Origin of the sequence: Flectobacillus roseus (genome assembly GCF_030056595.1) — a bacterium.
Classification (GTDB): domain Bacteria; phylum Bacteroidota; class Bacteroidia; order Cytophagales; family Spirosomataceae; genus Flectobacillus; species Flectobacillus roseus.
Genome location: NZ_JASHIF010000017.1, coordinates 21,515 through 46,287 on the forward strand (window position 1 = coordinate 21,515; position 24,773 = coordinate 46,287).

24 protein-coding genes are annotated in these 24,773 nt (G+C 39.0%); 18 read left to right on the forward strand and 6 right to left on the reverse strand.

Features of this window, described 5'->3' with window-relative positions; translation table 11 throughout:
• Positions 1–184 precede the first annotated feature (184 nt).
• The 16 genes from QM524_RS17720 to QM524_RS17795 all read left to right on the forward strand — a co-directional run bounded on the left by QM524_RS17720 (position 185) and on the right by QM524_RS17795 (position 16,157).
• Entirely contained in the window at positions 185–1,183 is a 999-nt protein-coding gene (locus QM524_RS17720) for an FAD:protein FMN transferase (protein WP_283345583.1), read from the forward strand.
• A gap of 355 nt (positions 1,184–1,538) precedes the next feature.
• Positions 1,539–2,483 carry a formylglycine-generating enzyme family protein gene (locus tag QM524_RS17725; protein ID WP_283345584.1) on the forward strand — a complete coding sequence of 315 codons (945 nt, stop codon included), beginning with the start codon at positions 1,539–1,541 and terminating at the stop codon, positions 2,481–2,483.
• Between the two features lie 212 nt (positions 2,484–2,695).
• The gene (locus tag QM524_RS17730; RefSeq protein ID WP_283345585.1) at positions 2,696–4,009 is read left to right on the forward strand and encodes a Gfo/Idh/MocA family protein; all 1,314 of its coding nucleotides are present in this window, start codon (positions 2,696–2,698) and stop codon (positions 4,007–4,009) included.
• 168 nt (positions 4,010–4,177) lie between these two features.
• The gene (locus QM524_RS17735) at positions 4,178–4,888 is read left to right on the forward strand and encodes a Bax inhibitor-1/YccA family protein (protein WP_388046549.1); all 711 of its coding nucleotides are present in this window, start codon (positions 4,178–4,180) and stop codon (positions 4,886–4,888) included.
• A 135-nt stretch (positions 4,889–5,023) separates the two neighbouring features.
• Positions 5,024–6,412: a neutral/alkaline non-lysosomal ceramidase N-terminal domain-containing protein gene (locus QM524_RS17740; RefSeq protein ID WP_283345586.1), complete on the forward strand. Its 1,389-nt coding sequence runs from the start codon at positions 5,024–5,026 to the stop codon at positions 6,410–6,412.
• A gap of 359 nt (positions 6,413–6,771) precedes the next feature.
• A complete protein-coding gene (locus QM524_RS17745) occupies positions 6,772–7,140 on the forward strand; it encodes an NADH-quinone oxidoreductase subunit A (RefSeq protein ID WP_095161391.1) in 369 nt (122 codons plus the stop codon).
• 87 nt (positions 7,141–7,227) lie between these two features.
• Complete coding sequence (locus QM524_RS17750) at positions 7,228–7,776, forward strand: NADH-quinone oxidoreductase subunit B (RefSeq protein WP_095161392.1); 549 nt, start codon at positions 7,228–7,230, stop codon at positions 7,774–7,776.
• Between the two features lie 64 nt (positions 7,777–7,840).
• Positions 7,841–8,341, forward strand: a complete 501-nt coding sequence (locus QM524_RS17755; RefSeq protein ID WP_095161393.1) for an NADH-quinone oxidoreductase subunit C — start codon at positions 7,841–7,843, stop codon at positions 8,339–8,341.
• 52 nt (positions 8,342–8,393) lie between these two features.
• On the forward strand, positions 8,394–9,629 hold the full coding sequence (gene nuoD / locus QM524_RS17760; RefSeq protein ID WP_095161394.1) for an NADH dehydrogenase (quinone) subunit D: 1,236 nt from the start codon (positions 8,394–8,396) through the stop codon (positions 9,627–9,629).
• Between the two features lie 107 nt (positions 9,630–9,736).
• On the forward strand, positions 9,737–10,231 hold the full coding sequence (locus QM524_RS17765) for an NADH-quinone oxidoreductase subunit NuoE family protein (RefSeq protein WP_095161395.1): 495 nt from the start codon (positions 9,737–9,739) through the stop codon (positions 10,229–10,231).
• 37 nt (positions 10,232–10,268) lie between these two features.
• On the forward strand, positions 10,269–11,306 hold the full coding sequence (locus QM524_RS17770) for a phytanoyl-CoA dioxygenase family protein (RefSeq protein ID WP_095161396.1): 1,038 nt from the start codon (positions 10,269–10,271) through the stop codon (positions 11,304–11,306).
• 57 nt (positions 11,307–11,363) lie between these two features.
• Positions 11,364–12,704 (forward strand): NADH-quinone oxidoreductase subunit NuoF, encoded by a 1,341-nt coding sequence (nuoF, locus tag QM524_RS17775; protein WP_095161397.1) that lies wholly within the window; start codon positions 11,364–11,366, stop codon positions 12,702–12,704.
• A gap of 92 nt (positions 12,705–12,796) precedes the next feature.
• On the forward strand, positions 12,797–13,813 hold the full coding sequence (locus tag QM524_RS17780; RefSeq protein ID WP_283345587.1) for a 2Fe-2S iron-sulfur cluster-binding protein: 1,017 nt from the start codon (positions 12,797–12,799) through the stop codon (positions 13,811–13,813).
• 50 nt (positions 13,814–13,863) lie between these two features.
• On the forward strand, positions 13,864–15,030 hold the full coding sequence (gene nuoH / locus QM524_RS17785; protein WP_095161399.1) for an NADH-quinone oxidoreductase subunit NuoH: 1,167 nt from the start codon (positions 13,864–13,866) through the stop codon (positions 15,028–15,030).
• 41 nt (positions 15,031–15,071) lie between these two features.
• Entirely contained in the window at positions 15,072–15,590 is a 519-nt protein-coding gene (locus QM524_RS17790; protein WP_095161400.1) for a NuoI/complex I 23 kDa subunit family protein, read from the forward strand.
• 57 nt (positions 15,591–15,647) lie between these two features.
• Positions 15,648–16,157, forward strand: a complete 510-nt coding sequence (locus tag QM524_RS17795) for an NADH-quinone oxidoreductase subunit J family protein (RefSeq protein WP_095161401.1) — start codon at positions 15,648–15,650, stop codon at positions 16,155–16,157.
• 91 nt (positions 16,158–16,248) lie between these two features.
• Here the strand turns inward: QM524_RS17795 and QM524_RS17800 are convergent, their stop codons facing one another.
• Positions 16,249–17,076, reverse strand: coding sequence for a hypothetical protein (locus QM524_RS17800; RefSeq protein ID WP_095161402.1), 828 nt, complete (start codon positions 17,074–17,076; stop codon positions 16,249–16,251).
• A 332-nt stretch (positions 17,077–17,408) separates the two neighbouring features.
• Here QM524_RS17800 and QM524_RS17805 point away from each other — a divergent pair, with 332 nt between their 5' ends.
• Positions 17,409–17,858 (forward strand): hypothetical protein, encoded by a 450-nt coding sequence (locus QM524_RS17805; RefSeq protein WP_095161403.1) that lies wholly within the window; start codon positions 17,409–17,411, stop codon positions 17,856–17,858.
• A gap of 18 nt (positions 17,859–17,876) precedes the next feature.
• Complete coding sequence (locus tag QM524_RS17810) at positions 17,877–18,359, forward strand: hypothetical protein (RefSeq protein ID WP_095161404.1); 483 nt, start codon at positions 17,877–17,879, stop codon at positions 18,357–18,359.
• A gap of 136 nt (positions 18,360–18,495) precedes the next feature.
• Here QM524_RS17810 and QM524_RS17815 read toward each other — a convergent pair whose 3' ends face one another.
• From QM524_RS17815 to QM524_RS17835, 5 genes are all read right to left on the reverse strand, one after another.
• Positions 18,496–20,067, reverse strand: a complete 1,572-nt coding sequence (locus QM524_RS17815; RefSeq protein ID WP_166578083.1) for a phosphatase PAP2 family protein — start codon at positions 20,065–20,067, stop codon at positions 18,496–18,498.
• 142 nt (positions 20,068–20,209) lie between these two features.
• On the reverse strand, positions 20,210–21,208 hold the full coding sequence (locus tag QM524_RS17820; RefSeq protein ID WP_283345588.1) for a transporter family protein: 999 nt from the start codon (positions 21,206–21,208) through the stop codon (positions 20,210–20,212).
• Positions 21,209–21,302: 94 nt separating this feature from the next.
• Positions 21,303–22,310, reverse strand: coding sequence for a hypothetical protein (locus QM524_RS17825; RefSeq protein ID WP_283345589.1), 1,008 nt, complete (start codon positions 22,308–22,310; stop codon positions 21,303–21,305).
• A 201-nt stretch (positions 22,311–22,511) separates the two neighbouring features.
• Positions 22,512–23,012 (reverse strand): hypothetical protein, encoded by a 501-nt coding sequence (locus QM524_RS17830; RefSeq protein WP_283345590.1) that lies wholly within the window; start codon positions 23,010–23,012, stop codon positions 22,512–22,514.
• Between the two features lie 253 nt (positions 23,013–23,265).
• Complete coding sequence (locus tag QM524_RS17835) at positions 23,266–24,663, reverse strand: vanadium-dependent haloperoxidase (RefSeq protein WP_283345591.1); 1,398 nt, start codon at positions 24,661–24,663, stop codon at positions 23,266–23,268.
• Positions 24,664–24,773: the final 110 nt, after the last annotated feature.

The window sequence follows — 24,773 nt, forward strand, 5'->3', positions numbered from 1 at the left end:
CCTTGTTAGATGTATAAATTCCGATGTTATCACACAAAAGAATGGTACTACGCCATAGTATATAGAAACAAAATAGCGATTTAATCAGAGATAAGACTCCGCAAAACAGGGCAAGTTAACAGATGATTATTTCTTAAATTGTCCTATTATTTGGTAACATTCAAACCTCGAACGTATTGATTCTGTGAAAACAAGATTTTCTTTAATGATTCTTTTGGTACTCATTTTTGCTACCAAATCTTCAGCTCAAACTTTTCGCAAATGGACTTTTACACAACCCAAAATGGGGTCGCCATTTTCTATTATTGTATATAGCAACGATTCTGTGAAGGCTTCTAGTGCAACTGCCAGAGCCTATAAGTTAGTTGATTCTCTTAATCAAGTTTACAGTGATTATGATGCTCAAAGTGAGCTAAGTATCCTATCTAAGAAAGGACAAAGTGCAGGCGTATCCGATGCTTTGTGGGATATTTTAAAGCAATCACAAGTCGCATATCAAAAAAGTAGTGGTGCGTTTGACATTACGATAGGACCGCTAGTTAAGCTTTGGAGAAAAGCTAGAAAAGAAAAACAGTTACCTGCTGATTCAGTACTTCGTAAAGCCCAAGTAAGCGTAGGGTTTAAATGGGTACAGATGAACGAAAAGACACATGCGGTTAAGCTTAACAAAAGCGCTATGCAACTAGACTTAGGAGGAATAGCCAAAGGATATATAGCTCAAAAGGTAGTAGACTTTTTGGCAAAGGAGGGTTTGGGTGCTTCATTGGTCGATGCGGGGGGCGATTTAGCCATGGGACAAGCACCTCCAAGTAAAAAAGCTTGGAGTGTTGGTGTAAATATACCTTCTTCCGAAGAGTTATTACCTCGATATCTATTGCTTCAAAATGCTGCTGTTGCCACATCAGGAGATATGTATCAATTTGTTGAGATAGATGGAAAGCATTATTCTCACATATTGAATCCCAAAACAGGCTTAGGACTTTCGCATCAACGCAATGTTACCGTTATTGCTCCCGATGGCGCCACTGCCGATTGGCTTGCTACAGCCTGTAGTGTATTACCCGTAAAAAAAGCCTTGAAACTTTGTGATAGTTTTCCCAACACAGGATTACTCATTGCAGAGAAAAAAGGTACAATGCTTTTCAGATGGCAAAATAGTTATTTTGAGAAAATGATGGAGTAGGCACAAAGTGGCATAGGCAAAAAGGCACAAAGTGTAAAACAGTAGAGACGCAATGCTTGCGTCTCCAATCGAATTATCGAAGCCCGATAATATTGTTAGAGTAGGGGCAAAGTGGCAAGGGCACATAGGCACAAAGTGTAACATAGTAGAGACGCAATGCTTGCGTCTCTGATAATTAGAATAAATTTTTAAAATCACTCAACCACTAAATCACTCAACCACTCAATAACCACAGACATACTGTGAGGGTCTATTGGGTAGGTGCCGAAATAGAAGGAGTATTTTAGTAAAGTATGTTTCTATATATGTTATAGTTATCTCAATTTAATATTGACTATCAACCTTGTAATTTTCTATGAAAAAAACTCTTTTGACCTTGAGCTTATTAACAGCGATTTTTGGTGCCTCTAAAGCTCAAAACTTTCAATCCTATGAAAAAACAATTCCTAATACTACTGTCAAATTTAAAATGGTCGCGATTCCAGCGGGCGAATTATCCTTAGGTAGCCCTGAAAGTGAATCGGGACATGAGCCAGACGAATCACCACAAGTGAAGGTAAAGCTTTCAGCTTTTTGGATGGGTGCTACGGAAGTTACCTACGACGAATATCAACTGTTTTTTGAGGAGGAACGTGACCCTGAGCCAAAGCCTGATGCTATTACCCGTCCTAGTCCACCGTATATAGATTTTACTTTGGGCATGGGTAAAGTGGGAGGTTTTCCTGCTAATTCAATGCAGCAGTATGCAGCTTTGATGTATTGCAAATGGCTTTATCATAAAACAGGAATTTTTTATCGTTTGCCTACCGAAGCCGAATGGGAATATGCTTGTCGTGCAGGGAGTAAAACTCGTTTCTTTTTTGGAGAAAGTGAAAAAGATCTTGCTCAATATGCTTGGTATGGTGCCAACGCCGACGGACATTATCATCGAGTAGGTGAAAAAAAGCCAAATCCTTGGGGATTATATGATATGTTGGGCAACGTAGCCGAATGGACAATGGACCAATACGATGAAGGATTTTATCAAAAACTGAGTGCAGGCCAAGAAAATCCTTATTCCGAAAAGTTAAAGCGTTATCCGAGTACAGTGCGCGGAGGTAATTATAAAGATGAAGCGAAAGAATTGCGCAGTGCTAATCGCTTGAAATCCGACCCTATCTGGAATCGTCGCGACCCACAAGTACCCAAAAGTAAATGGTGGAATGCCGATGCGCCTTTTGTCGGATTCCGAATTGTACAACCTTTACAACAACCTTCGGCAGAAGAAGTCGAAGCCTTTTTTGCAAAAGTATTAAAGTAGGTTGTATGTGAACAGAAGCAAAGTTACAAAGTGTTAAGGCAAGTTGCTCTTACCGAAAGCTCTAAAATTATTGCGGATTTGGGATATCGGATTTCGGAGATATGAAAAACGTATTTGTTTTTTGTAAAAAGTAGCGAAAACTTCCTCAATCCCAAATCCAACATCCGAAATCCAATATTAAAATACCTCACATTTTCTAACTAATTCTAACTATGAGTCAAACTAGACGCGATTTTGTTAAAAGCACATCGCTAATTACTGGAAGTTTAATTGCAGCTCCGTTTTTGTCGGAAGCAAGTATGTTTAATAGTCTTGTCGACGATACCATCAAGGTTGCCTTGATAGGTTGTGGTGGACGTGGTACAGGTGCTGCTATTCAGGCATTGAGTACCAAGCAAAATGTAAAATTGGTCGCTATGGCAGATGCCTTCCAAGACCGTTTAGACAGTTGCTACAAAGAAATAACAGGCGATGATTTTGAGAACTTGAAATCAAAAATTGATGTCCCTGCCGACAGACGTTTTGTGGGATTTGATGCTTATCTCAAAGCAATTCCTTTGGCAGATGTGGTTATCTTGACTACGCCTCCAGGTTTCCGCCCTTTACATTTTGAAGCAGCTGTGAATGCAGGTAAACACATTTTTATGGAAAAACCTGTAGCCACAGACCCAGCTGGTGTACAACGAGTGCTAGCCGCTGCCGAAAAAGCAAAAGCGAAAAAACTGAATGTCGTAGTAGGTTTGCAACGTCATTACCAAACTTCTTATCGTGAGCTCATGAAGCGCCTTCAAGATGGAATGGTTGGAGATGTAGTATCTGCTTCGGCTTGGTGGAATAATGATGGTGTGTGGGTAAATCCAAGAAAAGCGGGTCAAACCGAAATGGAATATCAAATGCGTAACTGGTATTATTTTAACTGGTTATGCGGCGATCATATCACTGAGCAACATATTCATAATATAGATGTAATCAACTGGGCTAAAAACTCTTATCCTGTCAAAGCTAGAGGAACGGGCGGTCGTGAGGTAAGAAAAGGAAAAGATTATGGCGAAATTTTTGACCACCATATCGTTGAGTTTGAATATGCCGATGGGACGATTCTCAACTCTCAATGTCGCCATATCAAGGGAACTTGGGCAAAAGTTGATGAATTAGTAGTAGGGACAAAAGGTAAAATTATGTTTGATGCAGGACATATTACCGACTACAAAGGAAATACCTTGTTTAAACATAATGGTAGCAAAGACCCTAACCCTTACCAAGTAGAGCATGACGAATTGTTTGAAGTAATCGCCAAAGGACAATATAAGTTTGCTGATGCCGAAAACGGAGCCAAATCAACCATGACCTCTATTCTAGGAAGAATGGCTACTTATTCTGGTCAGGTAATAACTTGGGACAAAGCTATAAATTCAGGCTTAGACCTTGCGCCAAAAACATTTGCTTGGGATGCAGATATGCCACTCAAACCAGATGCAAATGGTTTGTATCCTGTAGCAGTACCTGGCAAAACGAAATTTGTGTAGTTTGTAGCATTGAGCCATTAGCTTTCGGATTTCTGTCGAAAGCTAATGGCTTAAAATTTAAGGCTGATACTGTTTAGGTATCATTAAGTCCGTATTAGAAAAAAGAGGTTTCTTGTGTAAATGATTTTTTTTTCTAAAATTGTGCTACAATCTAATTACAACAAACGTATGCAAAACAATCAGTATTCACCTTATTATTCACAAGAGGCTGTTCAGGCCGAACAGGCTCGTTATATGACCAAAGTATTTGGTTGGATGTCTTTGGCTCTCATTGTTACAGCAGCGGTTTCATTTGGTGTAGCGAGTACACCTCAAATCGTTGAAATTATTTTTAGTAGCAAGTTTACCTTTTATGGATTGATGATAGCTGAAGTTGGGGTAGTGTGGTGGTTATCGTCGCGAGTGGCATCTATGTCGGCTACTTCTGCTACGGTGTGGTTTTTTCTGTATTCGATTTTGAATGGATTAACATTATCGGTCATTTTCTTTGTATTCACTGCCGATTCGATTGTATATGTATTTGGTATTGCAGCCTCCATGTTTATGGCAATGGCGGCTTATGGCTACTATACCAAAAAGGATTTGACCTCATGGGGTAGTCTTTTGATGATGGGTTTGATAGGTTTGATTATTGCGGGGGTGGTCAACATTTTCTTGCGTAGCGATATGTTTGGTATGGTAGTAAGTTCTATTGGCGTATTGATTTTTGTAGGCTTAACAGCTTATGATACTCAAAAAATCAAAGAAATGAATATCATCGGCAACGAAGGCACAGACGAAGATCACAAAGAAGCTATCATGGGGGCATTGACCTTGTATTTAGACTTTATCAACTTATTCTTATATCTACTTCGTTTACTCGGAAATAGAAGAGATTAATACAAAAGCATTTTTCTTGAAACTCCTCATCTAAATTTAGGTGAGGAGTTTTATTTTTGAGAAAAGTGTAAAAGTGTAATTGACTTATTCATGAAAATATGCTCAAACATTTATTGGTTTAATCACAAACTGCTCATGAAGATTTTCAGAAATATCATTTTAGGTTTTTTGGCGCTTATTGTAATAGCCGCTATCGGGACTTTTACGACGGTAGACAGAACAGAATTGCACCAGACCGAGTTTTATGCTCAAACGCAAAACTGGCTGGCTAACTACATACCCGATACCGATCCTCAATATGATTCGGTATATGTAGGTTGGGCAAAAGTAAACCTAACACCTGCACAGCCATTGGCTACAGCAGGATATGGCAATCGTGACGGCAAACCCTATCAGAGCGTGCATGATTCGATTTATGTACGAGCTATGGTATTTGATAATGGTCGTAAATTTGCGATGGTTTCTTGTGATTTGCTGATTATTCCGCCAGAGGTACGTTTGAGTCTACAAGATAAACTCGGCAAAATCGGCTTTTCATGGGAGCACGTGTTTATAGGTGCTACCCACACGCACAATAGCATAGGTGCATGGGGTAAAAATGCTATCGGAGAACTTTTTGCTGGAAAATATCACCCCGAAGTGGTGGAGGACATCGCTAACAAAATTGTTAAGGCTATCCAATTAGCGGATGCAAATACTACCGCTGCCGAAATAGGTTATGGTCAAATAGATACCCCAGAGCTAGTTTTTAATAGATTAGTTCATGAAAAAGGTACGGTAGACCCGACTTTACGATTATTGAAAATTCACAAAGACAATGGGCAAAATGCTCTGATTTGTGTGTATTCGGCACATGCCACTACGCTCAATGCTGATAAGATGGTTTTGTCAAGAGATTATCCTGGGGTCTTGGTAGATAAACTCGAAAAAGACCAAGCCGATTTTGCCATGTTTATGGCTGGCTCTGTTGGCAGTACTGGTCCAATAGGAGAGGAGATGAAGGATGATTATGCACAACTCAACCGCGTGGCTGATGGTCTTTATCAAAAAATAGCCAAAATAAATCCACAAATTAAAACCACGCTTGTGGATAACCTTCATGCTTCGGTGATTCCAATATCAATGCGTGACCCGCAGGTGCGAGTGTCGCAAGACCTACGTTTTCGTCCTTGGGTATTTCAAACTTTTTTTGGAGAATACCCAGCCGAAATGAAAGTATTTCAGTTAGGTAATACCATTTTTATAGGCACACCTTGTGATTACAGTGGCGAATTAATGCCAGATGTCCTCAAAACCGCTCAGAACCAGCATCTAAATCTTATTGTAACTAGTTTTGATGGAAGTTATGTTGGATATATCACAGAAGATAGTCGTTATGATTTGAATAGTTATGAGACCCGTGTGATGAATTGGTACGGTCCACAGAACGGACAATATTTTCAAGAAATTATCAACAGTATTTTGACCAAAAATGCCCCTGTAGTCAAACAACCAGATGCTTTACAAAATCAAACGGAAGAATAGGCTTCGGATTCTAATATTTTGGGAAAGAAAGGCAGATATTAATTCAATGTAAACAAAAGTAGTTGTCTAATTTAGAATAATTCTGAATTAGCAAAAATCCTGAAAAACATCTAAGTAATCATGCTCAAGCACAATAATTCCGTAGCTTTTTCAGGTAAAAAAAACACTTCATGTAAATTTTTATCAGTAAATTGCGACTTGATTTCTGAAATTGTTGCTAGGTGACCATCTAAAAGGTGTGATAGCAAAATCAATCTAGCAGCGAGCAAAACACAAGTCTCTCATTCAGAATATTTTGACTAAAAGCACCGAGAGAGAAGAGCCGTTGTAGGCAAATTTCAAAACTTAAAGACAAAGAAATGAACTATCAACCATCAGACTACCTTCCGATTATTGTCCAAATAGGGGCAGCACTTGCATTCATCGTATTGACAATGGTGGCTACTCACTGGTTAGGGCCAAAAAGACATAGTAAAGCCAAAGATGATGTTTTTGAATGTGGTATCGAGTCAGTTGGAAACGCTCGTACGCCAATTTCTGTAAAATACTTCTTGGTAGCTATTCTATTTGTACTTTTCGACGTGGAAATTATCTTCATGTATCCATGGGCTGTAAATTTCAAAACATTAGGATGGGACGGCTTCTTGGAAATGGTAGTTTTCATGGGTCTTCTTTTAGCAGGCTTTATTTATGTATTGAAAAAAGGAGTGCTTGACTGGGAAAAATAATTCTCGAAGCCTCTTTCTCTATAAAACCTTCTGCCTCAACAACTAGTTAGGTAGGAAGACATCAAATATTATTAATTGAATAAGACAATGAGTGATAGAATAATAAAGACAGTAGATGCCCCACAGGGACTAGAAGGTCAAGGATTCTTCGCTGGAAAACTAGACGACTTGGTTGGTTTGGCGAGAGCAAACTCCCTTTGGCCTTTACCATTCGCTACCTCATGTTGTGGTATCGAATTTATGGCAACCATGGCTTCGCACTATGACTTAGCTCGTTTTGGTGCAGAACGTCTTTCTTTCTCAGCACGTCAAGCCGACGTTTTGATGGTAATGGGTACCATTGCTAAAAAAATGGCTCCAGTTGTAAAACAAGTATATCTTCAAATGGCCGAGCCTCGTTGGGTAATCGCAGTTGGAGCTTGTGCATCATCTGGCGGTGTGTTTGATACTTATTCTGTTTTACAAGGTATCGACCGTATTATCCCTGTCGATGTGTATGTGCCTGGATGCCCTCCTCGCCCAGAACAAATCCTAGATGGCTTTATGGAAATTCAGGAGCTAGCTAAATCAGAACAAAGAAGAAGAAGAGAATCTCCTGAATACAAGGCGTTATTGTCTTCTTATGGTATTGAATAGTTATAAAGCAAAATTTTATAACTAAATATCCCTTTTTCATTAGTCTATCATTTCAGCGTTTACAATGACAAACGAACAAATTGCTCAAGACTTAGTAGCGAAATTCGGAGAGGATAAAATTTACGGAATTATGGAAAATTACGGTCTTTTGAACGTAACAACCTCTGTAGATACTATTGTACCTCTTTTGCATTATTTATATCAACATCCCACTTTCAAGTTCCAATTTCTTACCGATTTAGCGGGTATCCATTTTCCCGATGCTGTAGGTCAGGAATTCGGTGTCATCTATCACTTGCATAGTCTCGAAAACAATGTACGATTGATTATCAAATTGTATGTTCCTCTTGAGTCTCCTAAAGTGCCAACCATCACAGGGCTTTATGCTACAGCTAACTGGATGGAGCGTGAAGCATTCGATTTTTATGGAATTATCTTTGAAGGACATCCAAATCTTATCCGCATTTTGAATGTAGAAGATATGGACTATCATCCTATGCGCAAAGAGTATCCAATGGAGGATGCTACTCGTCAAGATAAGATTGATGCTTTATTTGGAAGATAATAATCGGTAACTATCGGGTTGCTATTCGGTAGCTCATTCACCCAAGCGAAATATGTCAGATGTTGCTTTAGTGTCGAGTCCTAATGTAGGAATCGCCAAATCAGGAGAAAACAAAAAATATGTTAATGAGTTGACCACCCTCAACCTTGGTCCTACTCACCCTGCCACTCATGGTATTTTTCAGAATATCCTTACCATGGACGGGGAGACAATCATCGATTCTGAACAAACGGTAGGGTATATCCACCGTGCGTTTGAAAAAATCGCTGAACGTCGTCCTTTTTATCAAATCACAACGCTTACCGACCGTATGAACTACTGTTCGTCACCTATCAATAATATGGGTTGGCATATGACTGTAGAAAAACTGTTGGGTATTGAAGTGCCTAAAAGGGCACAATATATGCGTGTGATTATGATGGAGTTGGCTCGTATCGCTGACCACATTATCTGTAACTCGGTACTCGCTGTAGATACTGGTGCCATGACTGGTTTCTTGTATGTAATGCAGTGGAGAGAGCATATATATGAGATTTATGAAGAACTATGTGGTGCTCGTTTGACTACCAACATGGGGCGTTTTGGTGGTATGGAGCGTGACTTCTCTGCCGAAGCTATTCGTAAAATCAAACATTTCTTAAGTGAATTCCCTAAAGGTCTTAGAGAGTTTGAAAGTTTGGTTAAACGTAACCGTATTTTCATGGATAGAACTACAGGTGTAGGTGCTATTTCTTCTGAAAGAGCTTTAAATTATGGTTTTACAGGACCAAACTTACGTGCAACGGGTGTTGACTACGATGTACGTGTGATGAACCCTTATTCTTCTTACGAAGACTTCGAATTTGAAATTCCAGTAGGTACAACTGGAGATACCTATGACCGCTTCTTGGTTCGTGGTGAAGAAATGTGGCAAAGTTTACGCATTATTCAACAAGCCATGGACAATCTTCCAGAAGGTCCTTATCATGCTGATGCTCCTCATTATTATTTGCCTCCAAAACAAGAAGTTTATAACAACATGGAAGCATTAATCTATCACTTCAAAATTGTAATGGGTGAAATTGATGCTCCTGTAGGCGAGGTATATCATTCTGTAGAAGGAGGTAATGGTGAGTTAGGTTTCTATCTAGTTTCGGATGGTGGACGTACACCTTACCGTTTGAAATTCCGTCGCCCTTGCTTCATTTACTATCAGGCTTTCCCTGAAATGATTAAAGGATCAACACTTTCTGATGCCATTATTACGATGTCATCTATGAACGTGATTGCTGGAGAATTGGATACCTAGTGTATTTCCATTTCAAATAAATCGACCCAATAGTTTTAGTAGAAATATTTAGTTAGAAGCGAAAAGGAATATCTAAAAATATTCCTTCCGAAATGCTAATACCGAACATGACGAACACACAAACCGTTCAGTTTCCAGCAGATACGTTGGAGAGGGTACACAAAATTATCAAACGATATCCAGAAGGTAAACAAAAGTCAGCTTTACTTCCAATTTTACACTTAGCACAAGCTGAGTGGCGTTGGTTGAGTCCTGAAGTGATGGATTACGTAGCTGGTTTATTAAATATCAAACCAATTGAGGTTTATGAGGTAGCTACATTTTATACTATGTTCCACCTTGAACCTGTAGGTGAACACGTAATTGAATACTGCCGTACAGGACCTTGCTGCCTAATGGGTGGTGGTGAAGTATATGACCACTTAAAGAAAAAATTGGGAGTTGATACTGGTGGTACTTCAGCAGATGGAAAGTTTACAGTGAAAGAAGTAGAATGTTTGGCTGCTTGTGGCTGGGGACCAGTTTTTCAGATTCGTGAGAAATACTATATGAATCTTACGACTGAAAAAGTAGATGCCATCATCGAAGAGCTTTCGAAATAACTGTAATAAACCATTTGATACTTAATTCCTCTACCCAATGATAGCTTTTTTGAAAAATACCTTTAGAAGACCTTATCACCATATTAGACATTATGTTGCGCCCCAAGGACCAAAGGACTTTGATAGCGAAACATTACCGTTAGTTGATAAGGATGTTTCATTAGAACAAGTAATTGATAAAGTTCAAATTGAAGGGTCTTTGCCTTTCGATTTAAAAGAAAAGCTAGCATTCTGGAGAGAGAATGGTTTTGTGGTTCTTGAAAATGTTTTACCAACCCAATGGTTAGATAACCTTTGGAATGAAGTCGAGGAAACAATCGAGAATCATGAGAAGTATGATATGACAGCCTTAGTATATCAATTTAATAATACTAAGGATGCGAAGCTAAAGGATATACCAAAAGATAAGCTTAAAAGCATAGGGGCTCGTATCAATGATTATCACAATGCTTCAATTGGAGCAAAAAAGGTGATGACTCATCCTAATATTGTAGCCTTTTTGCGTGCAGTGTTAGATAATGACCTCACTGCTTTTCAAAGCCTAATATTCAAGTATAGTAGCCAACAAAGTACTCACCAAGATTATCCTTGGGTAACATCAGGTGTACCGAGCCACTTAGCTGCTGCTTGGATTCCATTAGAAGATGTACACCCTGATTCTGGACCTTTGTTCTATTATCCGGGTTCTCATAAATTGCCAAAGTTTCATTTTGGCGTGACGGGAATTTTGTACAAACATGGTTTGTCACTATTTAGCCCAGATCAATTTGGTAAATATTTGGACAAAATATGTGCTAAGTTTGGCATTCAAAAGAAAGTACTTTTGATTAAAAAAGGCGATATTTTGATTTGGCACGGAGCATTAGCACATGGCGGAAGTCGTATCAATAATGCTGAAATGACACGTAAGTCATTTGTTTGTCATTATTCGACAGTACAAGCACAACCTAAGCATCGTGCAGAAACTAAAGATGTGTCTCAGACAAGCTATTATAATGGGGTAGCAATTTATGCAAACCCTGCAAATTTGGCACAAGAAGATATTATTTCACAAGGAAAAGACTGGACAGAATAAGCACTTCCTACTTTTTTTGAAAATAACATTTCATGCTTTAATGTATTTTTTAATCACATGAAAATATTAACCCAACATATTGATGTACCTGGTATTGAAACCATCGACGTTTATCGTAAGCATGGTGGATATTCAGCGGTAGAAAAAGCCATCAAGACAATGGCGCCAGATGAAGTAACTGAAGAAGTGAAAAAATCAGGTTTGCGTGGTCGTGGAGGTGCAGGTTTCCCTGTAGGAATGAAATGGTCATTTTTGGCTAAACCAGAGGGTGTACCTCGCTATTTGGTTTGTAATGCCGACGAATCAGAGCCTGGTACGTTCAAAGACCACTATTTGATGATGAAGTCGCCACATACCTTAATCGAAGGTATGATTGTATCTTCTTATGCTTTGGGTGCCAATACTTCATACATCTATGTACGTGGTGAGTTGATGTATGTGATTAACATCCTTGAAAAAGCGATTCAAGAAGCTTACGACAAAGGATTATTAGGTAAAAATATCTTAGGTTCAGGGTATGATCTTGACCTTTTTGTACAACCAGGTGGTGGTGCATATATTTGTGGTGAAGAAACTGCTCTACTTGAGTCTTTGGAAGGAAAACGTGGTAATCCACGCAACAAGCCTCCTTTTCCTGCGGTAAAAGGTTTGTATCAGTGCCCAACCGTAGTTAATAACGTAGAATCTATTGCCGCTACATCTTGGATTGTAAACAATGGTGGCGAAGAATATGCTAAAATAGGCGTAGGACGTAGTGCTGGTACCAAATTGATTTCGGTATCTGGACACGTACGCAAACCTGGTGTTTATGAAATTCCACTAGGTATTACCGTAGAAGATTTTATCTATTCTGATGAATGGTGTGGTGGTATTCGTGATGGACACAAACTCAAAGCTGTTGTAGCAGGAGGTTCGTCAGTACCTATCTTACCAGCAGAATTAATCTTGAAAACAACTAACGGTGAAAATCGTTTGATGACTTACGAATCGTTATCTGATGGTGGTTTTGCAACAGGTACAATGTTAGGTTCTGGTGGTTTTATTGTAATGGATGAAACTACTTGTATCGTGCATAATACCTTAACATTTGCTCGTTTTTATCATCACGAATCTTGTGGACAATGTTCTCCATGTCGTGAAGGTACGGGCTGGATGGATAAAGTGATTCACCGTATCGAGCATGGAAAAGGCCGTATGGAAGACATTGATTTGTTAGTTGATGTTGCGAAGAAAATCGAAGGAAATACAATTTGTCCATTAGGTGATGCAGCAGCATGGCCTGTGGCTGCAGCTATCCGTCACTTCCGTGACGAGTTTGAATGGCACGTAAAACACCCAGAAGAAGCTACAAAGCCAGGTGCGGTGTTTATGCGTGAAGGCGCTAGTTGGACATTGTAAGATTTGCCCATATTTTTCTATTAATAAGTCTTTTAAAATTTGATTATTTAAGGAAAAACCTTCAAATTCTCAAATCTTCAAATAAGAGAACAATGAAAGTAACTATTGATAACATCACTATTGAGGTAGAACCGGGTACCACCATTATGCAGGCGGCTCGTCAAATCGGTGCGCATGTTGCCCCTCCAGCGATGTGTTACTACGAACCACTCAAAGGTTCGGGTGGTAAATGTCGTGCTTGTTTGGTGAAAGTAACTGCGGGTTCTGAAAAAGATCCTCGTCCTATGCCAAAATTAGTGCCTTCTTGTATTACTCAGGTACAAGATGGTATGATTGTGGAAAATACAACTAACCCACAAGTGCTTGATGCTCGTAAAGGTGTAGTTGAATTCTTGTTGTTGAATCACCCACTTGATTGCCCAGTATGTGACCAAGCAGGGGAATGTCACTTGCAAGATTTTGCGTTCGAGCATGGTGTATCAAAAACTCGTACCATCGAAGAGCGTAACACATTCGAAACACAGGATTTGGGTCCATATATCCAATTGAATATGAATCGTTGTGTACTTTGCTATCGTTGCGTGTACACAGCAGATCAAGTTACTGAAGGACGTGTTCATGGTGTAATGCACCGTGGTGACCATGCCGAAATTAGTACTTATATCGAGAAGGCGATTGATAACGATTTTTCAGGAAACGTAATTGATGTTTGTCCAGTAGGTGCTTTGACTGATAAAACGTATCGTTTCAAAAACCGTGTATGGTTTACTAAGCCAGTAGATGCTCACTGTGATTGTGGCAAATGTTCAGGTAAAGTAACTTTATGGTATCGTGGCGATGAGGTAATTCGTGTAACTGCTCGTAAAAATGAGTGGGGCGAAGTACAAGACTTTATCTGTAATACTTGTCGTTTTGAGCGTAAGAAAACTTCTGATTGGACTATCGAAGGACCAATGAAAGTAGCTCGTCATTCTGTGATTTCAGCGAACAAATATGGAGGAAGTTCTATTAAACCTGCTTTCCCATTGAAACAAGCTGCTGAACAGTATAAGCAAATTGACGATAATCGTGATCGTTCATTCTTGGAACCACAAAAGCAGTTGAAATAATTTTTGTCGCTACTGTCAACAGTAGTCAATAGCACTAATATTGTATATTCATGGAACTTACATCCACAGTATTTACCGCAAAAGCCATATATGTAGGTGTTATCTTTGCTATCACCTTGGGCGTAGCAGCGTACTCTACTTATTTCGAGCGTATTTTTGCTGCCTTCTTTCAGGACCGTGTTGGTCCAGATAGAGCGGGACCATTTGGTATCTTACAGCCTCTTGCCGATGCTGTTAAGATGTTTATGAAAGAAGATTTTATTCCTGCTAATTCAAGTAAATGGCTCTTTATTCTAGGTCCATGCTTGTCAATGTTTACAGCACTAATGACTTCGGCTGTAATTCCTTTTGGCGATACAATCGACTTGGGTAATGGTGTGAAATTTGATTTACAAGGTATCGATGTAAATATTGGTATTTTGTGGGTATTTGGTATCGTATCACTTGGTGTTTATGGTATATTAGTAGGAGGTTGGGCATCAAATAACAAATATTCGTTATTGGGTGCTATTCGTGCGGCTTCGCAAAATATCTCTTACGAATTGGCTATGGGTCTTTCAATCATCTCTATTTTGATGATGACAGGGTCTTTGTCAACTAAGGCAATCGTTGAAGCACAGCAAAATGGACATTGGAATATCCTTTACCAACCAGTTGGATTTATTCTTTTTATCATTTGTGCTTTTGCAGAATGTAACCGTACTCCATTTGACTTACCCGAATGTGAAACTGAGTTGATTGGTGGTTACCACACAGAGTATTCTTCAATGAAATTAGGTTTCTATTTATTTGCAGAATACATCAACATGTTTGTTTCAGGTGCTGTGATGGCTACTTTGTATTTCGGAGGTTATGACTATCCTTTTTACGAAACTGTAGTAAATTCATTTGGCGAAAATGTGGCAAACTTTATTGGTTTTGGAGCATTAATCGGAAAAGCTTTATTCTTTGTATTTGTGTTTATGTGGGTTCGTTGGACATTACCACGTTTCCGTTATGACCAATTGATGAACTTAGGCTGGACAGGTTTGATTCCAATCGCAATGTTCAATGTAGTTTGGACTGGTCTTATCATTTTGTTACCAGCTGAATTTAATTTGTCGAGCTTGGCTTCAATCGGTATCGCAATCGCAGGTATTCCTGTTTTGATTGTAGGTTTGTTTATTTATCACTCGATTGCTGGAGGAAAGAAAAAGAAAACAGCATTGGCTCGTTAATCCCTAATAGCCTTCAATATCCCAACTTTTACTGACTTAGTATGAAATTAAGTAATAGAACGAAAGTATTAGAACAAGAAGAATTGACGCTAGCAGAGCGTATTTATTTGCCAGCGATTGCAGGTGGGATGTTAACTACCCTCAAGCACTTCTTCCAAAAGCCAGTAACCATTCGTTATCCTGAGCAAAAAAGATATTTAGGTCCTGTATTTCGTGGGCACCATATCTTGAAAAGAGATCAAAACGGAGCAGAACGCTGTACAGCTTGTGGTCTTTGTGCCGTAGCTTGTCCTGCTGAAGCAATCTCTATGGTTGCCGAAGAACGTAAAAAAGGAGAAGAAACTTTGTACCGTGAAGAGAAATACGCTAAAGTATATGAAATCAATATGCTTCGTTGTATCTTCTGTGGACTTTGCGAAGAAGCTTGTCCTAAGGAAGCTATTTTCTTGCGTCACGACAAAATGGTACCTGTTTTCAACGACCGTAACGAAGTGATTTTCGGTAAAGATAAACTTGTAGAGAAAATGGATGACCGTTATCTACGTGATGGTTGGAAATAAGAAACATTTATAGATTTAACAGCAGAAGGTATTTTTACCTGTTTAAATTCGAAAAATATGCAATTTTGGTACTTTCTTACAGCCCTTACGTTAATTAGTGCGTTGATGGTTGTACTTTCCAAAAACCCAATTCACAGTGTATTGTATTTGGTGTTTACGTTCTTTTGTATTTCAGGACACTATGTATTGCTTAATGCACAGTTCTTGATGGCGGTCAATATCATCGTTTATGCTGGTGCTATTATGGTATTGTTCTTGTTTGTAATCATGATGCTCGATCTACGACGCAACTCCCCTGATTCGAAAACTAACTTAACTAAGTTGGCTGGGGCTGTTGTTGGAGGTACAGTATTAGTAATCATCATTGCAGCAACACGCAAGATCAATCTAGGTACAGGAGCTGATAACGCTCTTTATGATTCTCAAACGGGTATGGTTGAGAATTTGGGTAAGCTTTTGTATCGTAACTATCTTCTTCCTTTTGAATTAGTATCTATCTTGTTCTTTGTTGCAATGGTAGGTGCAGTAATGTTAGGTAAGAGAGAAGCAGGAGAAAGAAATTTCTAAAGTTTAGATATATCAACAAAAAAGGGAGCCGCAAGCTCCCTTTTTTGTTGATATATCTTTTAGATAAAATGTCAATTTACAAGCTGAAATCCTAGAAATCATAGCCAATCGAGAATCCTGTTACATTGGCTTTGGTAGAAGGTTGTGTAACACCTTTTAATGAGTCTGTAGAGCCTAAGTTTAGCCTTTCATATCGAATCTTAATAGTAAGCTTTTTGATCTTTGCAGCGGCCTCTATTGAAGGTGACAAATGCTTTGATAAATTAAATTCTGTATTAGGAGCAGTAAGGTTTTTTTCATCCGTTTTTAGCTTTGAAACAGCTGGATAACTTACGCCTATCCTCAAGGTTAATTTAACTTTTGATTTGGATGTATAATTCAATTTGGCTCCAAGACTTGGAGAAAGAAACTTATATTTTTCTTCAAAAATAGTTTGCTCTCCTTCCTGTCCATAAATCAATGAGCGGCTCCACATTTTGCCTTCTAAACCGATAAATGGCTCGATGCTTATTCTTGAGGTATCACTAAGCTTGAAAGGAACACCAGCATCTATATTAGCATAAAAGCCTGAGAGATTAGCTTTCGGTTGATTGTAAAGCGGATTAATACTGGCAGAATAAGGCGGAGAAGTCTTATAATCGCTAAAGTTTATGCTTAAGGCATTTCCACTTGACTGTGTGGCATAAGGTTTGTTAATATTTTTATAAGCTCCTAAATCCAGATTGATGTTGAGTTTGTTGGAGGGTTTTAGCTCAAACTTTATTCCTGCTTTTCCTGTCGTATAATTTTCAATCCAGTTAAACTGTTCAATAGATACTTGAGGTGTGATCGTCAATGGCTTTGAATCATCCACGGACTGAGCAATTGTGCCTGTGCTTGCACCTCCCAGTAGTAAACTTACGAGTAAAGCCTTTTTCATGAATGTAAATGTTTTTGAATATGTAAAAAAATAGGTCAATAATTGACACTCAACAAGGTATGATTCTATACGTATACCTTATTATAACACAAAGTTGGAAAAAATATTTGATACTTTGTGTTAAAAATTCTTAAGTGTAGATATAGAAATTGATTTTGGTTAGAATCAATCTAAGAAGGGGATGGAAAAGCATCACTAAATTTGGAAACCCACGGCATAATACTTAGCTTTACTTAGATTATCTATAAACCAAATTGATATCATTTATTGACCATTCTGGTCATTTTACCACCTTTTAATCATTTCCCTTAGGGTAAAATTCATCAAACCAAATGAGTATATTGGAGCCGTCAGACAATAATCATCTATTGGGAAAAAAGCCAGCTGTTTACTCTGATCATCTTACTATGTATGATCAGTATGGAGCATTAGCCTATGGGGTAATTCTTCAAATTATTCCCAATGAACAATTAGCACAGGAGGTGCTAGTGTCGCTGTTTAGTTCAGTATCCTTGCATGGATGCAATGAAAATGTCGTGAATAAAACTATTTGTATTATACGTAATGCACGAGCAAAAGCCGTTGAATATAAAGCAAAATACACGAGTTCTACCTCACCTCCCATTAACGAAAACCTAGTTTCGGAAGACGCCATCCCAAAACTAGTGTTTGACTTATCGTTTAGACAAGGCCTAAAGCCTGAAGTGATTGCCGAAAAACTCAATATATCAAGAGAAAGGGTATTGAAGGCTTTCAACGAGTATTTTAAACTATTTCGTTAATCCTAATTTTGAACCAAATTGAATACGCAAACATACATAGAAAGTGGCGTTTTGGAGGCCTATCTGTTGGGCGTGGCTAATGAGTCAGAGCAACAACAGGTAGAGCAATATGCTTATGAGTTTCCAGAAATTGCCGATGCCCTTAGCCAACTGAGTGTGACAATCAATCAGCACTTTATGGTACAAGCGGTACCCCCTCCTCCAGTGATTCGTGATAGATTGAAATACAAAGAAGAAACGAATGACCTCAAAAAATGGGAGTTTACTGAGCAAGGTAGACAGCATCAAGAAAAGCCTAAAGAAGATGCTAGTTATCTGGAGGTAGAATACGACAATACACACATAAAAGTACATAAGTTTTGGCGCCCTGCCTTTATTGCGGTATTTGTGTTATCAAAAATATTTTTGGTTTTGGCTGTGTACTTCTATTTCAAAGCAGAGTCACTGATAAAAGAAAATGCCAAACTTCAGCAGGAAGTAGAGGCTAAAGTAAATCGTTAGAAAATAAAAACACCTGCCCAGAATATCCAGACAGGTGTCGTTCACTAACCATTTATATATTATCTTTATTTAGAGGTTAAATCACCTGTCTTCCCAAGGACAGGTGATTTTTTTATTCTTCAAATTTCAATTTCAATTATTTTACGCCGTCTTGTTGCCCACGAGCTACTGCTTTATCTCCCACAAGCTTACCGTATTTCAATCCAAATTCGCAGTCCATACGGTAGTGAATACCACCCATCAAACGTGACATTGAGGCTTCTGAAGCCATAGCGCTGAATTTGGCAGCATCAGAAGGGAATAAATATCCCAATACTGTAGCTGCTGCTGCTGAAAACGTAGAGTGTCCTGACGAGAAAGCAGGGAAGTTTGGTACGCCCGTAAGCGTTTTGATGCTTGGGTCTGCTTGGCTAGGACGAGGGAAGTAATAGTAGGTTTTTGTATACCAACAACTTATCGCTGCGTCCATCATGGCGGTATTCAACAATGCGTAGTTACGTGCAGTACGAAACTCCGACTGTTTATCTGCCACAATATATTTTTCTGCAATCGCATTCCAGTGGCCTGGAGGAGTATAAGTACCAGCACCATCTGCCCAAAAATGTACAATAGCAATATTTTCACGCGTAGCTTTTGTCGTTACATACTCTTTTACTTCAGCTACTTGTTTTTTAAATTCCTCAGAACTGTATGAAAGAGGAGGGAACTGCACACTCAATTGCTGCAATTCTGGATTAGTCATATTCCATGGCTTGACATTGCCAAAGAAAGGAAGCATAGGAGGGCGAGGAGCATCTTCTAATGATTTCCATGCAACTTCACCTTTTACTTCAACACGTTTTGCAAGACTGTCCCATTGTGCTTTTACACCAATGGCATTACGCATACCGTCTGAACTGTAACGAGCCAAAATTTTAGTCGCAATTGCTTTTCCTAATTTTTCACCAGCTTCAATATCTGAACGAGTAGAAGCACCAGCCCACAGTTTAAACCATTTTTGTTCTTCTTTCTTTTTATACAAGAATAAAGTATCTTCTGTTGCAGGAAATAAACGCTTCATGAATTCATAAGAAACCGCTGCCATAACAGCATCCTCAGAAGGAAAAGAGGGCAAAGTAGACTTACTCACAATTACAGGAGTAATGCTAGCATCTACCTGATAAGGTGCTTTTCTTTTATATTGTTGTTTGTAAGCCATTGCCGCTACCAAGGCATCATACTGTGCCACGGATACATATGCATAGGCACGCGATGCATATGGAGGATTGGCAAATGGGAAAATAGGGTCTGCATTTGGGTTGGCCGAGTTTGGAATAGGGTACTCACCAGTGGCATTTTCAGCAGGAGGAAGGTTACGTTTAGCAACCAAGCTACGCATAATCTGGTTCCAACGTAAAATTCCACCGCCAGCCCAATAACGGATAGCCAAGCGCTGCTCGTCGCTAATATTACCCATCGCTGTTTTTACTTCCTGAAGCTCTTTTTGATAGTTTGCTGAACTTACATCTTCAGGTGCCGTTAATGCTACTTCGGTAGCTGTCTGTAAAATATATGGTTTCCAAGTACCTGCATCAGCATCTACTTTCGTAGGTACAAGGGTTTCTAATTCTGTTCCGTCTTTATCTAAACTTTTTTCACAAGCCCAAATAACCACTAATGCTGAAACTGCTGCAAAAAGCTTTTTTATAGATATGAATGAAGATTTCATGATTCAAAAATTTCAATGATTAAGGAATATTATCAAGAAAAGGTTTTAAAAACCTTAAGAGATAGCTAATCAAGTGTGAGAAAAGGTTTGATTTACCAAACAGAAATGATAATCAAAATTTTACACTCTTGAGGCTGCCCATTTATTTATGCCCGTCTTTATGTTCATCTGTCGACATATTGCTCATATGATTAACATCACCAGGACGACAAATTGGACCTGTTGGGATACCGCCACCGCCTTTGTTTTTACGCAAGTCGATATATTGAAGAATACTAATGGAGAAAGTGGTAGATTTTCCCACATTTCTACCTGCAACTACTTGTCCAATTGTTCCCATAATTTGTAAGTCTTTCAATTGGGGAATACGATATGCTGCCACTAAACCAATACGAGTCAAGTCCATTTTGGCACATAAACCTGGCATATCATTTCTACGAATGTCGATATCTCCATTTACGATATTTTGCTCATAAGTGGCTTCCAATTGCCAACGGTATGAATAGTGACCAAACTTAGCACCTAAGTTTACCACATCTGGCATCATCATTTCATTCGTGAAGTATGCTTGGTCAGAAAAATACATCTCACGGTCAACACGAACATTACTACGATGAATATAAGCGCCTTGAGCTGTTAGTGCCAATTCGTGAGGAAGTGTATAATACAAAATTCCACGAGCGAAAACGGTTTTACTTTGCATACCTATTGCCAATGGCAAAAAGTCTGCAACATAGTTATTGGTAGGAAGAGATCCACCCACAGAGCCAATTACTGATAAGTTTTTGATTTGAGCGAGTCTATATTTCAAGGCCAACGTAAGGTCCTGTACTCCACTCATACCCTTCAAAGTACCTTTGGTTGCTTCGGTTTTTACATACGGAAGCATAAATAGTACATTGAAACGGTCAGAAATACCATAGTTACCCATGGCTGTAATAGTTTGGGTATTTACATTCCCTAAGTTTTTATTTTCTCTGAAAAGTGTGCCCTCCCAGTATTTATTCCATGTGTCATGTGTATAGCCAATTCCACCACAAAAATTGTTTTTTGCCATGAAAATACCATCCGTCATATTTTGTGCAAAAAGCGATGAGCTAAATGCAAGAATGCTTGATACGAGTAATAGTCTAAATTTCATACTGTTATATATAAATTGGTATTTTACTATCAAAATAGTTCATCATTGGGTCATAGGGTGCATCTGAGAGCACCCCGACCCGTCTAAATAGAGTTTAGAAGCGATGAGAAAGGGTTGCCGAAATAAAGTAATCCGCAAAAGCGGCATCGCCATGCTTACCGTATTTCAAGTCTGCTACACTCTTAATTCTGTTACGAGTAGTAGCAATAGGTACTGTGAGAGCAAAGGTGTTTTTCCCTTTTGAGTAAACAATTCCAGGCTCTACTGAGATGATATAACCAGGACGACGGAAACCTTCGCTTTTGCCAAAAACGTCGTGTGCAGGAACACCCTCGATACGACCGCCAAAGCTTACCGCTAAGCCAGCTTTTGGAAGTAGTGCATAACTTGCTCCAACACGACCTGCAAATTGATCTGCTACTGAATGGTATACCACAATCTCATTGGCAGCGGCTTCTTTAGAAACAGCATTCAAAGTATTGTTTACATTACGTGGGTTGAATAAATAAAATCCGTTGAAATAAAGAACAGTCTTAGGAAGTACTTGTTGATAACCTTGAATTTCTAGGTTTGCACCCCATCCGCCATCTCCAAGCTGAATCGATTGGTCTACAGCCTTAGTAAGTAGATAATCTTTTCCTTCTTTGTCTAGCTTATGAAATTGACCTTGTACGTTCGAATTGCCCGTTGGTGCTTTTACACCAAGACCTAAAGCAATATTGCCTTTTGCATGATCTAATGGATCTAATAACCAGTAAGTGGCAGTCAGACGCATATCGCCAATACCTGTTGAATGAGTATCAAAGTATTGAGAATTTGCAGCGGTATTGCCGTAGTGTTCATATTTGGAGGCACGAACATTGACAGCAAAGGGAACATTCAATGCAAAACTCAAGCGACTGTTGTAGGCATAAGAGATGCCTAAATCAAAACCTTGAGAATCATTGATTACTTCAGTATTGTTTAGAGCTCTTTGGGTTTGTTCTTCTGTACCCACAAAATGTCTGTGCGAATGAAGGTTTCTAAACCCTAATGAAACTTGCCATTGCCCTGGCTGTAACATCGATGAAGAGCTAGTTCCGCTACCTGTTGAGCAGCTCATGTGACGAACAGCTACACATCCTTGTGAAAAATTTTTAAAATTTATTAGAAAAATGCAAAAAAAGATAATTGCGATTGAGGAGAATTTTTTCATATAATGCTGAATTTTAGCGTTTTGTATGGACATAGAGGCTCTGTTGGATAAAATTTATCCAAGACAACCTATGCAATAGCTACAGCTACTGCCAACAAATCGTACAAATTAGCATTGCCGTGGAGGCGGCGATTGAGTATCGACAGAACGAGTTTCTGGCGTGAATAAATGAATGGTGTTTTGACGTGGTTGTACCCAGTCAATGACGAATACGATATGCTTCTTGTCAGAAGACATGTATTCCTTCAAGAAGTTTTTGAGTAATTGAGAAGATGACTTTTTAGAGAAGTCGCCAGCTTTATCTGCCACATGCTCGTTGATGTGCGATGCGAGGTTGAAAAAGCGATCACGAGCAGATTTGTCTATTTTACAAACCGTATAAAGGGTATCATTGACCAATTTCTGAGAAATCATTTGATAATGAACATCTCCTTGTCTGATAGTCCCACTTACTTTTTTGTCTGTGCTCCAATCCGTTTGGTAAGGAAGCGATAATGGCATTTTGAGTAGCACATAGTCTTCTTTCCCTGAAATAGGCTGAACCGTATGCGCAAACGAACTTTCGGCTCTATTGGTCTCAAACCAATAGACTACCGAATACCCCATCATGTTATACAGAAGGAGCCCAACCAGTAATATGGAAAGAATACGTTTCAACGGATAGATATTTGCACAATGATTCTAGAACAAATTTACAGAAAAATATACCAAAAAAATCAGGGTAAAATTCGATTCTTAGGAATGTACAAGTTTTACAGGGCACTTGATGGAGATAAAACTAGTTTTGTCTGATTATTTCTATCAGCAAAAAGCCCTAATCTGTTGTTGTGATTAGGGCTTTTTTTAGAATAAACCTTGTATGTTATTTGAGGAAAGCTAAACTATTGACGTTTCTTCCTACTTTTTTACCCTCTCTTAAACCAACTTCATTATCCTGACGAGTATGAATGCCGCCATAAAAACGTGACATGGCCGATTCGTCGGCAAATTCATAGAAGTTATTAAAGCTTCTAGCCTTAAAAGGCGTACCTGTAGCAGCATCGTTTCCTCGACCTACGTGCGAATTGTCTACGAATTTAAAGTTGTTTCCATATACATACGTCAAAACCTCGGCGGCAGCACCTGACTGAGTTGCATGCCCCGACGAATACCCAGGAAAAGGTGGAGCGGGCCAGAAAGGTTTCCATGTTGGATCTATGGATCTTCTCACCATAGTGTAAGGGCGTTCGTTATTGAATAGAAATTTGCATTTCCAACAAAGGATAAATGCGTCTGCAACAGCAATTCCTGTGCGAGCAAATCCCTCAACAGCTTTGCCCAAAGTAGTTTTTGAGGTTTTGGCTGCAATGTTAGCCAGATTGTATGAGTGCCCAGGAGGTGTAAAAGTTTCGACGGGGTTATCGGCCCACCAAACGGCAATTTCTTTTTCTTCAGACGTTAAAGATTTATTTTTGGTATAAACCTCCAAATATTGTGCAAAATACTGAGATGTAATACTAGTCGAAAAAGCAATTGGCGCTGGAGGAACAAGAGAGGCATTCACGGGAACAAAAGTACGATTGTTGCCCCATGTGGGTTGCATAGGGATTTTTTGCCCATTCTCGGTAGCTTGCCAAGCCCCAGGAAAAATAGGAACTATGTAGTTTGAAGGAAAATTACGCTTATATCCCTCATGCCCACCATCGGTTTTTGACCATTCGAAAATGGCATTGGCTATGTTTTTCCCGAAAGTAGTAGAGCGTTCGATTTCATCGGTATTGGAGCTACCCTTAAAAGCAGCAGTCATAGCCGTTTCGAGCGAGTCAATTTTCTTTTGATTATTAGAAGCCTGTGCTAAAGAGCTTTCAGCATATAGTGCTTTCAAGATAGTGGCTTGTCCAGCATTGAGTGCCAATGCCCAGTTATAGCTTTTTCCAGATTCGATGGTTGGAAGTTTACTTAAATTAGAAAGTTGACCAGCTAAAGAGCTATGATCTAACAAACCAGGAACAATAGATTCGTACATCGTAAGTCCGCCAAGGCCATAAGCTCTGGCAGCTACAGGAGGAGTATATCCACTGGTACTTTTGGTGAGATTAAGCTGCAATTCTGCCCAATTAGAGGCTATTTCGTATGTGAAGGCATCAGCTGGATTAGTTGTATTTGAGGGATTAACATCAGAGTTTTTAGAACATCCTACAAGAAAAATAGTAAAGAGACCAAGTACAAACAGCTGTTTAACTACAGACAGTCTGGAGTGAAGTAATTTTTTTTTCATCATATTCTTTCGTAAACTACCACTAAAAGTAGTGTGATTGGTAATGGGCGGTTGCTTTCAAGGTTATCTCCACACAAAAATAATGCCTAAGAATGTGTTGTTTTGATGATATA

Coding starts and splice junctions, on each gene's coding strand:
- nuoH (WP_095161399.1), top strand. CDS start 13,864: ATGGAACTTACATCCACAGTATTTACCGCAAAAGCCATATATGTAGGT.
- QM524_RS17730 (WP_283345585.1), top strand. CDS start 2,696: ATGAGTCAAACTAGACGCGATTTTGTTAAAAGCACATCGCTAATTACT.
- QM524_RS17745 (WP_095161391.1), top strand. CDS start 6,772: ATGAACTATCAACCATCAGACTACCTTCCGATTATTGTCCAAATAGGG.
- QM524_RS17805 (WP_095161403.1), top strand. CDS start 17,409: ATGAGTATATTGGAGCCGTCAGACAATAATCATCTATTGGGAAAAAAG.
- QM524_RS17740 (WP_283345586.1), top strand. CDS start 5,024: ATGAAGATTTTCAGAAATATCATTTTAGGTTTTTTGGCGCTTATTGTA.
- QM524_RS17750 (WP_095161392.1), top strand. CDS start 7,228: ATGAGTGATAGAATAATAAAGACAGTAGATGCCCCACAGGGACTAGAA.
- nuoF (WP_095161397.1), top strand. CDS start 11,364: ATGAAAATATTAACCCAACATATTGATGTACCTGGTATTGAAACCATC.
- QM524_RS17755 (WP_095161393.1), top strand. CDS start 7,841: ATGACAAACGAACAAATTGCTCAAGACTTAGTAGCGAAATTCGGAGAG.
- QM524_RS17800 (WP_095161402.1), bottom strand. CDS start 17,076: ATGAAAAAGGCTTTACTCGTAAGTTTACTACTGGGAGGTGCAAGCACA.
- QM524_RS17765 (WP_095161395.1), top strand. CDS start 9,737: ATGACGAACACACAAACCGTTCAGTTTCCAGCAGATACGTTGGAGAGG.
- nuoD (WP_095161394.1), top strand. CDS start 8,394: ATGTCAGATGTTGCTTTAGTGTCGAGTCCTAATGTAGGAATCGCCAAA.
- QM524_RS17815 (WP_166578083.1), bottom strand. CDS start 20,067: ATGAAATCTTCATTCATATCTATAAAAAAGCTTTTTGCAGCAGTTTCA.
- QM524_RS17830 (WP_283345590.1), bottom strand. CDS start 23,012: ATGATGGGGTATTCGGTAGTCTATTGGTTTGAGACCAATAGAGCCGAA.
- QM524_RS17780 (WP_283345587.1), top strand. CDS start 12,797: ATGAAAGTAACTATTGATAACATCACTATTGAGGTAGAACCGGGTACC.
- QM524_RS17725 (WP_283345584.1), top strand. CDS start 1,539: ATGAAAAAAACTCTTTTGACCTTGAGCTTATTAACAGCGATTTTTGGT.
- QM524_RS17735 (WP_388046549.1), top strand. CDS start 4,178: ATGCAAAACAATCAGTATTCACCTTATTATTCACAAGAGGCTGTTCAG.
- QM524_RS17825 (WP_283345589.1), bottom strand. CDS start 22,310: ATGAGCTGCTCAACAGGTAGCGGAACTAGCTCTTCATCGATGTTACAG.
- QM524_RS17835 (WP_283345591.1), bottom strand. CDS start 24,663: ATGATGAAAAAAAAATTACTTCACTCCAGACTGTCTGTAGTTAAACAG.
- QM524_RS17790 (WP_095161400.1), top strand. CDS start 15,072: ATGAAATTAAGTAATAGAACGAAAGTATTAGAACAAGAAGAATTGACG.
- QM524_RS17770 (WP_095161396.1), top strand. CDS start 10,269: ATGATAGCTTTTTTGAAAAATACCTTTAGAAGACCTTATCACCATATT.
- QM524_RS17795 (WP_095161401.1), top strand. CDS start 15,648: ATGCAATTTTGGTACTTTCTTACAGCCCTTACGTTAATTAGTGCGTTG.
- QM524_RS17820 (WP_283345588.1), bottom strand. CDS start 21,208: ATGAAATTTAGACTATTACTCGTATCAAGCATTCTTGCATTTAGCTCA.